9 protein-coding genes are annotated in these 8,311 nt (G+C 44.1%); 3 read left to right on the top strand and 6 right to left on the bottom strand.

Going from position 1 to position 8,311, the window contains the following annotated elements; translation table 11 throughout:
- Nucleotides 1-112 precede the first annotated feature (112 nt).
- On the top strand, nt 113-745 hold the full coding sequence (locus ACP2WE_RS19415) for a hypothetical protein (RefSeq protein WP_425217194.1): 633 nt from the start codon (nt 113-115) through the stop codon (nt 743-745).
- A 341-nt stretch (nt 746-1,086) separates the two neighbouring features.
- Here ACP2WE_RS19415 and ACP2WE_RS19410 read toward each other — a convergent pair whose 3' ends face one another.
- Nucleotides 1,087-2,580: a Ycf46 family AAA ATPase gene (locus ACP2WE_RS19410; protein ID WP_425217193.1), complete on the bottom strand. Its 1,494-nt coding sequence runs from the start codon at nt 2,578-2,580 to the stop codon at nt 1,087-1,089.
- Nucleotides 2,581-2,743: 163 nt separating this feature from the next.
- On the opposite strand from ACP2WE_RS19410, the gene ACP2WE_RS19405 reads away from it, so the two are divergent.
- Nucleotides 2,744-3,796: a hypothetical protein gene (locus tag ACP2WE_RS19405; RefSeq protein WP_425217192.1), complete on the top strand. Its 1,053-nt coding sequence runs from the start codon at nt 2,744-2,746 to the stop codon at nt 3,794-3,796.
- An 83-nt stretch (nt 3,797-3,879) separates the two neighbouring features.
- Here the strand turns inward: ACP2WE_RS19405 and ACP2WE_RS19400 are convergent, their stop codons facing one another.
- Genes ACP2WE_RS19400 through ndhC form a run of 3 tightly spaced genes read right to left on the bottom strand, consistent with a single transcriptional unit; the run spans nt 3,880 to nt 5,511 of the window.
- Nucleotides 3,880-4,422, bottom strand: a complete 543-nt coding sequence (locus ACP2WE_RS19400) for an NAD(P)H-quinone oxidoreductase subunit J (protein WP_425217191.1) — start codon at nt 4,420-4,422, stop codon at nt 3,880-3,882.
- Nucleotides 4,409-5,152, bottom strand: a complete 744-nt coding sequence (locus ACP2WE_RS19395) for an NADH dehydrogenase subunit K (protein WP_330485606.1) — start codon at nt 5,150-5,152, stop codon at nt 4,409-4,411. Before ACP2WE_RS19395 ends, ACP2WE_RS19400 begins: the two co-directional genes overlap by 14 nt.
- Nucleotides 5,149-5,511, bottom strand: coding sequence for an NADH-quinone oxidoreductase subunit A (gene ndhC / locus ACP2WE_RS19390; protein WP_425217196.1), 363 nt, complete (start codon nt 5,509-5,511; stop codon nt 5,149-5,151). The genes ACP2WE_RS19395 and ndhC overlap by 4 nt, the downstream gene beginning before the upstream one ends.
- A 255-nt stretch (nt 5,512-5,766) precedes the next feature.
- Between ndhC and ACP2WE_RS19385 the strand changes: the two genes are divergently transcribed.
- Nucleotides 5,767-6,570, top strand: coding sequence for a biliverdin-producing heme oxygenase (locus tag ACP2WE_RS19385; RefSeq protein WP_425217190.1), 804 nt, complete (start codon nt 5,767-5,769; stop codon nt 6,568-6,570).
- Between the two features lie 380 nt (nt 6,571-6,950).
- Here the strand turns inward: ACP2WE_RS19385 and ACP2WE_RS19380 are convergent, their stop codons facing one another.
- The gene (locus tag ACP2WE_RS19380) at nt 6,951-7,628 is read right to left on the bottom strand and encodes a hypothetical protein (RefSeq protein WP_425217189.1); all 678 of its coding nucleotides are present in this window, start codon (nt 7,626-7,628) and stop codon (nt 6,951-6,953) included.
- Between the two features lie 35 nt (nt 7,629-7,663).
- Nucleotides 7,664-8,308 carry a Uma2 family endonuclease gene (locus ACP2WE_RS19375; RefSeq protein ID WP_425217188.1) on the bottom strand — a complete coding sequence of 215 codons (645 nt, stop codon included), beginning with the start codon at nt 8,306-8,308 and terminating at the stop codon, nt 7,664-7,666.
- Nucleotides 8,309-8,311 lie beyond the last annotated feature (3 nt).

Genomic DNA, 8,311 nt, shown 5'->3' with positions numbered 1-8,311 from the left:
TACAGGCTTCTAGTCTTTCTTTGTCTTCTGGACTCATTGTTTTATAGGGCTTAACTTTGATCTATTATCCCACTCTGCTTTGCTAAGTATTTCTACTTATTACCTAATTGAGATGCTCCCAGTTGTATATGGTCATAGTGAAGTACAAAAGAAAGAATATAGAAACGTCCCTTCTTTTTGGGGTACTCAGAAAGAAGAGTATATAACAACAGAAATTAAAAGGCACTACCAAATTAGAAAAGCTTCTGAATTTACTAGTAAATATAGTCGGGACTATTGTGAGATTGGAGGTACAAGAGCAGTTGATAGCGGTTTTGTTAGACCTTTTGTACTTAATGAATCTTGGCTAATTTCAAAAACTGGCTATTCGTCTTTTGACTTTACAGATTGTTACTTTGTTGGACTTCAGAAGGAATTACATTATTTTATAGCTGTAAATAATGATGAAGGTAATCATTGTATAAAATATTTAAAATCTACGAAAGAAGTATCTAGGGAAGAATTATCTAAAGAGTTGTCTATTGATACAGGAAAAATAGGAACTTATTTATGTTCTTTTTGTTATTCAGACTTCTGTCTAGTAGGTACTTTTTGCTTAAAAAAATCTACTGATTATGATAGTGATTACAGTCCATCTAGAACAGATGTAATTCTGCAATCTGAGAAAACTGTCAATCTTGATAAGAGTGAAATAGAAAGAGCTCTAAGTGCCATTTGGATGAAATCTCAACAGAAAAAATACTGATTATGAGGATGAGCTTAAACACTAAAAATTTCTTGTATATTGACATAACTCTCTGGTATTTTCAGTATTTCGACTTATCAGATTCGCCTGTGTAATTGTCAACTGCTCATCGTATTGTAGGCACAAGACTAGGCGGAGATAACCTCTAAAGCCAACGATCGCAACGCTAGGCTAAGATTAAAAGAGCAAGCGGAGTCTAATAAAGAATCAATGATGCATGGCGTTGTTAGTCCAAGTCGTGAAGCATTGCTTCCTCTTGTAGTTGGGAATGCAAACGTTCAACGGCAGGTTATTGAAGATGGCTCTGTTAGGATCGAAGCATTGTGAGATGAACGGGATAGCTATGGGGAAGATCGACCCAAAATATTTTGACGAGAGGCAAGACGAGCTTTGCCAGAGGCAGCCCATTCTTGTAGGAGTTGAATTTCGGACTGAGCGGTTTGAGCGAGAGGTACGATTTGACTCGCCGCTTCTAGAATATCTTCGGTGGTAAAGTCGCGATTTTGGCTAAAGCCCAAGTGCATGGCTTCAATAATCGACTGCTCGATCTCCGCACCCGAAAAATCAGGAGTTTCGTAGGCGAGGCGATCGCAATCGTAGGCACGCAAATTATGCGGACGATATTTACTTAGATGCACGGTAAAAATTTGCAGACGCTCGGCTTGGCTGGGTAGCCCCACAAAAAACACCTCATCAAACCGCCCTTTTCTCAAGAGTTCGGGGGGCAGGGTGCGAATGTTGTTGGCAGTCGCAACAATAAATACAGGCGAAGTTTTTTCTGCCATCCAAGTTAAAAACGTGCCAAACACTCGATTGGTCGTGCCTGAGTCGCCGCGTCCGTCCAGACCCGCAAATGCCTTGTCAATTTCATCGATCCATAAAACGCAGGGAGCAAGGGCTTCAGCGAGTTGAATCATCTGGCGCGTGCGGGATTCGCTTTCTCCGACCAAACCAGCAAACAAACGACCAACATCAAGACGGAGTAATGGTAGATGCCAATGGTGGGAAATTGCCTTTGCCGTAAGCGATTTGCCCGTTCCTTGAATTCCTGCTAACAATAACCCCCTTGGGTGCGGTAGCCCATACTTTCTCGCCCGTTCTGAAAATCCGCCACCCCGCCGTAACAGCCATTCTTTGAGGTTGTCCAGTCCGCCAATGTCGGTAATCTCGATCGTAGAGGGATAAAACTCTAAGATTTGAGTCTGACGAATGCTTTGGCGTTTTTCTTCGAGGATGCGCTCGACATCTTCGGGTTGAATTTGACCGTTGGCAGCGATCGCTTTTGCCAGTACCCGCCGAATTCTCTCTAAAGACAGACCTTGCCCCGATCGCACTAGTTCATCTAAAGCTTGGGCATCTAGCTTGTCCCCCGTTGTCGTGGCAAGTTGCTCGATCTCCCGCTTGATTTCGCTCGGTTGGGGCAGGGGAAACTCTAAAATCGCAAATAATTCACTCAGGTGATCGGGAATATTAATTTGGGAGGCAAGCAAAATTAGATTCTGAGGCTCGCGATTTAACTTTCTTGCCAAGTTTCTGAGTTTGCGCGCGATCGCGATGTCATCTAAAAAGCGATCGAAATCCCGCAATACAAATACTGCACCTTTAGGAATTTTCTCGACAAACTCCAAAGCTTGCAGGGGGTTGCGTTTACCCATACCAGCATCCGTAGGATTTGACTGGTAGCCATCGACAAAATCCCAAATAAACACGCTACGCCCTAGGGATTTTGCCACATCTGTTATAACTGCTTCAGCCCGTTCCTCTTCGTGAGAGGGTATATAAATAAGAGGATAACGAGCGCGGAGCGTTAGACTTAACTCTGCTTCAAAGCTCATGATAAGGAAATTAATGGTTTGGGTACTATTGTGCTGTCACAAAAAAGGTTAAAAGTTCGGGGGAATTGCCTCAAGATCGTACGACCCGTGACAATGCAAGCAAAAATGTAAAAAGACAGTACAAATAACTTATACCAAGTTAGGTATGAGGTGAGGGCAATATATGAAAGCAGTACGGTTAAATTTAGAAGACAGACAGTCGTGGCAAAAGTTACAGCACGTTCTTACTAGCTTCGTGTCAGACTACATTGACTTAGTCGCACCCGAACAAACAGAGTTTAAGTTTGAGCAGCAAGTTTTATCCCTTGCCTTTACTTTAATTTCCTCTCGTTCGGACTCTGATAGAGCCAACTACTTCACCCAAAACCTAGAGAGATTTCTAAGTCGCCTGCAACTCCTCGGTGTCAGACGCATAGAATTTGAGTTTTACAGTGTCGGTGCTGACTCCCCTGCAATGACTCATGGGTTTGATATTGAATTTGTCCCAGCACCCACACCTCAGACAACGATACAGAGCGTTTCTCGCAGTGCGATCGTTCGTAGCAACAAAAATCAAGCACTGGTTCAGACTGGCAGACCAGGAGCCAATCGTGCCAGAGGTGGCAATATCGTTCGCCGCCTCCAAGGATGGTTGACGGATCCCAAACTCTGGCAAAATCTGCAAACAGGTAGCAGATTGGTCGTTCGAGATCCTAAAACCTTTTTAGAAGCAACAAAGAGTGCTGCCCTTGCCAACTTTAATACTGCGATTAATTGGGTTGATACCTTCCCTTGGGAAGAGTGGACGCAATCTAAGGTGCAATGGCAAAAACGCCGCCACAGACGCAATTTACTCAAAGCTTTGGTGGAAGACTTTGTCCTCGTTGGACTCCTACTTGTTGCCTTGTACTTTGCCACTGACTTTCTTTCGGGTCCTTCGGTTAATTTGGCTGCGTTACCCCCTCAGCATTATGACAACAGCTTCGATCCGACTAAATATCGTTGTGGTAACCCAGGAGTATCGCTCAAAAATTATGTCTGCTTGCAAAAAGATATGTCTTATCCGCAAGTTGCCAGCATTCTTGGTGGTGAGGGCAAGTCGTTGGGAATCGATCGCAAGTTCGGCGATCGGGCTGTGATTATCAGTTGGACAAGTGGGGACATGAGTATGAATGCCACTTTTGTGGAAGACAAGCTTGTATCTAGAGCCTATCGCAAACTCACCGCCAGTAGATAGTCAAAGTTTAAAAGCAATCTTCAAAATTTATGGCGACGTACAAAGTACGTCGCCATAAATTTTGGTTCTAAAGCGATTAGCCTCTAATAAGCATCCTGTAACTCATAAAAGTCTGGTGTTACATAGTCCTTACGCATGGGATAGCCGATCCAGTCCTCGGGCATCAAGATCCGCTTGAGATTGGGATGTCCGTCGTAGACAATGCCATACATATCGTAGGTTTCTCGCTCTTGCCAATCTGCGGTTTTCCAAATCCAAAACACAGAAGGACAATGGGGATCGGTGCGAGGCAAAAATACCTTCAGCCGCACTTCTTCGGGTTTGTCTGTACTATCGGTCAGCTTTGCTAAGTGATAGACACTGACCAACTCTTCGCCTGCGCCGGCATCGTAACCGCACTGACACATGAGGTAGTTAAACCCGTAAGCATATAGAGCAGTGGCGAAGGGTAAAAGGTACTCGCGATCGACCTTGAGAACAGGCGTACCTTGATGATCTAAGCCTAAAAGCTCATGTTCAAAGCCGTTCGTAGTCAGCCATGTTGACACTTCGGGAGTGGTTGTAATTGCTGCTGTTTGCTCTTGAGCTTGATTTTCTTCAGAACTTGCAGATTTATCGGTTGCCAAGGAATTCTGCCTCCTTTTGAGAAATTTGTAGAGCAGGGAGAGGAATGCCAGACTCAACCAATGCCTTAGGCGGAGCCATTCGAGTCGGTAACTCTAGGTACTGCCCCGTCAGGATCGGATCGACAACTTTCATTTCATGTTTGACGGTGTGAAAACGATGGGTTTGAGTAATTCCCGCTCTTTCGCCAAAGCCTTCGGCTCCGATTTTCTTTCTGAGCTTGATGATCGCATCCATAATTGCTTCGGGACGAGGAGGGCAGCCAGGAATGTAAACATCAACGGGGATGAGTTTATCAACCCCACGCACGGTCGTATAAGAGTCTGTACTAAACATGCCTCCTGTAATCGTGCAAGCACCCATAGCAATTACATACTTGGGTTCTGCCATTTGCTCGTAAAGGCGCACAAGGGCAGGAGCCATTTTCATGGTGACTGTGCCTGCGGTGATGATCAGGTCTGCTTGACGAGGACTAGAACGGGGTAGCAAACCAAAGCGATCAAAGTCAAAGCGAGAGCCAATCATGGCGGCAAATTCGATAAAGCAGCAGCTCGTGCCGTATAGCATCGGCCACAGGCTCGACATTCTTGCCCAGTTGTAAATATCATTGAGGGTTGTCAAAACCACGTTGTTCGACAAGTCTTGCGTGACTTGAGGTCGATCGATCGGGTTAATCAAACGCTGTGTTTGTTCTTCGATGCTGAAATCCAAAGCGACATTTTCGGGTTTCATGACCATTCCAAAGCTCCTTTTCTCCACGCGTAAACCAGCCCTAAAATTAGGATGGCGATAAATATGAGTGCTTCTATAAAAGCGAGTAGCCCAAGTTTGCTAAATGCCACTGCCCAAGGATATAAAAATACGGTTTCTACATCAAAAATGACAAAAGCGAGCGCAAACATGTAATACCGAATGTTAAATTGAATCCAAGCACCACCAACTGGTTCGCAGCCAGATTCGTAGGTTGTACGACCCGCTGGGCCTGTTTCGGCTGGGCTCAGAAACTTGGAAAGCACAAGTCCAGAAATGGGGACTAGGATGCAGACAATAGTAAATACCAATAGGTACTCGTAACCGCTTAAAACCAAGATTTGCTACCTCCTAGATCTTGCCTAACTGCCTAAATTATAGTTGTGTCTGGGGGGTGAGCGATCGCTTAGCGTGAAAATTTGTTGCGAACTTAAAATTTTTCTATAGCCCCACTTGTATACTGAAACTTATTGAAAAGCTTTACAGTTCAAGCGTTAGCACTTGCAGTATCTATTAATACTTGCTTACTACTTACTGTATTTAACTTCTTAAACCTATATCAAACAAATACTTATAGTAATTTTTAGGAGGCAACGTTGAGTCAAGGTTTGGCTACACAATTGCGCGAGGGTACAAAAAAATCCCACTCTGCCGCAGAAAGTACTGATTTTATCAAGGGTTTCTTAAAAGGGGTCGTAGATAAAACATCCTATAGTAAGCTAGCTGCTAATTTGTACTTTGTTTACGCTGCTCTAGAAGCAGAATTCACTCGTCATCAGCAGCATCCAGTTGTGGGTAAACTCTATTACCCCGAACTTTGGAGAGAGCAAAGCTTAGAGCAAGATTTAGCCTACTATTTTGGGGCAAACTGGCGCGATCGCGTTCAGCCTTCTCCTGCTTGCCAAAATTACGTGCAGCGCATTAAAGAAATTTCGGATAAAGAACCCGAACTGCTGGCAGCTCATGCCTATACCCGTTATATGGGCGATCTTTCTGGAGGTCAAATCCTCAAGAATATTGCCAAGAAAGCAATGGGCTTGCAAGGGAATGATGGTACGGCTTTCTATGAGTTTGACGCGATTCGCAATCATGGGGAGTTTAAAAAGCGTTATCGGGCTTCGCTAGACACGCTACCTGTTGACCAAGCAACTGCCGATCGCATTGTTGATGAAGCCAATCATGCCTTTCATCAAAATATGGATATGTTCCGCGAGTTGCAAGGCAACTGGTTTGTAGCCTTGTTGCGGTTCCTATGGAATTCCCTTTGGAGTTTCTTAACGAGCCGTCTGTCTCCTACTCAAGCAGAAACGTCAGAAACACCTTCTAGCTCAAATGCAGCGCAGTCTGTTTCCTCTGCTCAAGTAGTTACTCCTGTTGCAACCCAAGCAACCTCGCAGTAACTGTAGCTTAGTTGTAGGTTTTTAATTAACTTAAATCAAAAAGGGTGAGAGAATCTCACCCTTTTTGATTGGATTCCATAGCTATCTTGCTTCCAATTCAGAAAATCTGCGATCGTAATTTACTCAATTCAGTATGGTTCTTTTTTATTCTCTCTTGAGAGAGGTTCCACCACTATTTTGTATTGTTTTTACTCAATTCCATTGATAGCACCAAGTTCTTCTGGCAACACTATAGGAATCTCCTAACTGACAAATCCCAAAGCATCACGAGTAACTATTGCATCTACACCATGCACGACCCCGCCAATTCCATTGTCACTTGATAAACAACATTGAGATCGGAAATACCTTCGGAATAACTACTTTAGATCGGCAGAAAATCATTTGAGCGCCCTCGGCTTCTGATAGTCAAATACACCACACCAACCTACTTCAGGAACAAGTTTTGGTAAAGGTGGTTCGGTTGTCAAAGGTGTTAGTCGAATAATGTATCCAATTCCATCTTCTAGATCGTACTGATTGCGATGGAACCAATCCTGAATGCTCGGCTCTTGTTCTTCTAAACGATCTTCTATATAGTTTCGAGCGCTCGAACTTGGCAAATAGGCATAGATCTCCACCTGATACTCGTCTGGAGGTACGTCGATCGCTTGGAAAACCACATAATTGGGATTGGGAGGATTGCCAGAAATAGCTTCGGCAATCATATCTTCATGACCGCCACCACATAGGAGCACGAGTTTGCCGCAGGGAATGTTCAGTTTCGCCACAAGCTTGCCAACCCACCCACTCGCTTCCTCTTCAGTCAGATCGCCTATTACAAAGAGAGTCCCGCGATCGATCTCGCAGTCTGCTTCAAAAAACAAGGGGATACACACTCCCTGCTTCAAGAGTTCTTCAACCTGAGCTTCATTTCCATCTCCCAAACTAGTGGAGATTTCCGAAGGGGTAAAATTGCCGCCCCCCAAACTAGTGGAAGTGAGTACATAGTATCCTCCATCGCAAAAGAACTCTGGAGATATCGGGATACGGATACTTGGTTCGATAGATTTGGACATGGCTTAAATCTGGCTGACCCCAGTTGCATTTATGTCTAAATTTGCTGTTGCACCCATTGTCGAAACTCTCGTCTAATGGCACTCATTGGTGAGTTCTTGCTATTCTCTAAAAACAGCGAAACACCTTCAACTACAGATATAGAGGGAAAGCTACGACTTGTTGAAGCGCTGACATATTTCCCACCATTCAACAGATTAATCTCTAGCTTACCATCCTTCAATCGCCAGATTTCGGGGACGCCTAAAGCTTCATAGGCACTCACTTGCGTATTGGAAGTTAAATCCACTTCGATCGCTAAATCGGGAACGGGATCGATCGCTAGATCGAGTCGTTTTTTGCCAATCATTGCTTTATAGTTCTGGATATAGAAACAATCGTCAGGTTCAATTCCTGCCTTCATATTTTGGTTCTTAAAGGTAGAAGAGCCTAAAGATTCCCACTCTAGACCTAATTCATCCAATAAAACTACCAATAAATGCGAAATCAAAACCTTAGTACGTTCATGCTCTGGCAAGGGCATCCGAATTTCTAACACTTCTTTGTAATAGGCAATGTGTGAATGGCGATGTTCGCCTAAATCTTCTAAAATTGTCTCAAATTCTTGCCAGCTAATACGATCGAGCGCAACTCGTTGCCCTTGCTCTAGCTGAATTTGAGCGATTGCGATTTTTACAGGCACAAA

The sequence above is a fragment of the Tumidithrix helvetica PCC 7403 genome, assembly GCF_965232925.1.
Taxonomy (GTDB): Bacteria; Cyanobacteriota; Cyanobacteriia; order Pseudanabaenales; family Pseudanabaenaceae; genus Tumidithrix; species Tumidithrix helvetica.
The sequence above is the reverse complement of the archived record's forward strand: the minus strand, read 5'-3'. Positions and strand labels throughout refer to the sequence as shown.